The sequence below is a fragment of the Mesorhizobium sp. M7A.F.Ca.AU.001.01.1.1 genome (assembly GCF_004022735.1).
Classification (GTDB): Bacteria; Pseudomonadota; Alphaproteobacteria; order Rhizobiales; family Rhizobiaceae; genus Mesorhizobium; species Mesorhizobium ciceri.
On the sequence record NZ_RZPF01001169.1, the window covers coordinates 1 to 1,063 of the forward strand.

The following is a 1,063-nucleotide window of genomic DNA, read 5'->3' on the forward strand; positions in this document are numbered from 1 at the left end:
GGCTGGGAAGGCCTGAAGCCGGCTCGATATCGCTGCAGTGCAACATATCTGGCTCCAGGGCCCAGCGGTGGTGAGACTGGCGTCAGCGTTTGCAGGTCTGCGGCGTCGATCCCTTCTTCATCACCAGCGCCTCGCGCCCGTCGATCACGATTGCGTCATGCGTGGCCGCCTGGTAGCGGCTGCTCTGGTTGGCAGGCGACGCCGCAAACTCCTCGGTCGCGCCGTCGGACCCGACCACACGCAACGACGTGCCTAGATTTTGGATGAAAATCATACCGTTGTTGCCGCATCTATAGGTGGCCGTGCCTATGCCTGGTCGCGGCGCGGTAAGGTCGGTGATGATCTTGGGTGCAGCTGCCGGAGGCACCGCGGCTGCGACGGACTGCTGGGCCGGCGCAGGTGAGACGACGACGGTATTGGCTGCCTTCGGCGCGCTGTCTTGCGGCACACAGGCAGCGACGACACCGAGCAACGGGAAAACGGACACCCAAATCGGCCGGCGTAGCGCCATATGCTGTCCTCCCGCGCGGCAAGCGGCCACGATGCTTTGTCCAGATCACGATCGTCCCGACGCCAAGGCGGACGCCGCCGCGATGGTGCGGCCAAGCATGGCCGAATGATGGCCACCGGGTTTTCCATCCAGTCGGATATTAACGGATATTAACCATGTTTACCGAGACATCGCCGCCAAACGCGCCGGCCTCTTAACAAAGGTTAAGAAACCGTTAATTTCTGATTCGAGGAGGCTTTCCCTCAAGACACGGAGGACGCCATGCGTTCGAATTCGGGCAAATCGCGCCTTGCGGCGCTCGTCGTAGCAGCCTCGGTCGCCGGCCTTGCAGCGCCAGCGCTTGCCGGCGCACGGCATCAGGATCGCGTCTACGCCGATTCCTTCGGCAACCTCGTCGTCGACAGCGCCGCCGGCTACAAGCGCATCATCGTCGGCCAAGGCAGGCTGGCCAAGCAGCTCTCCGACTACACCAGCGCCGGCCAGCCCAAGGTGATCTACGAGAACGAAGCCGACGAAATCGGCGGTTATAGCGATTGCTACCGGCCGCCGGTG

2 protein-coding genes are annotated in these 1,063 nt (G+C 63.1%); one reads left to right on the forward strand and one right to left on the reverse strand.

All coding sequences use genetic code 11. The features are described 5' to 3' along the window. Positions 1-82: 82 nt before the first annotated feature. Positions 83-511 carry a hypothetical protein gene (locus EN884_RS36800; RefSeq protein ID WP_063169530.1) on the reverse strand — a complete coding sequence of 143 codons (429 nt, stop codon included), beginning with the start codon at positions 509-511 and terminating at the stop codon, positions 83-85. Positions 512-772: 261 nt separating this feature from the next. Between EN884_RS36800 and EN884_RS36805 the strand changes: the two genes are divergently transcribed. Continuing rightward, positions 773-1,063, forward strand: a 291-nt coding sequence (locus EN884_RS36805) for a hypothetical protein (protein ID WP_128361170.1), incomplete at its 3' end; no start/stop codon positions are given.

What these genes read in the sequence shown, in the direction of transcription:
- EN884_RS36800 (WP_063169530.1), bottom strand. Translation starts at nt 511, where the DNA reads ATGGCGCTACGCCGGCCGATTTGGGTGTCCGTTTTCCCGTTGCTCGGT.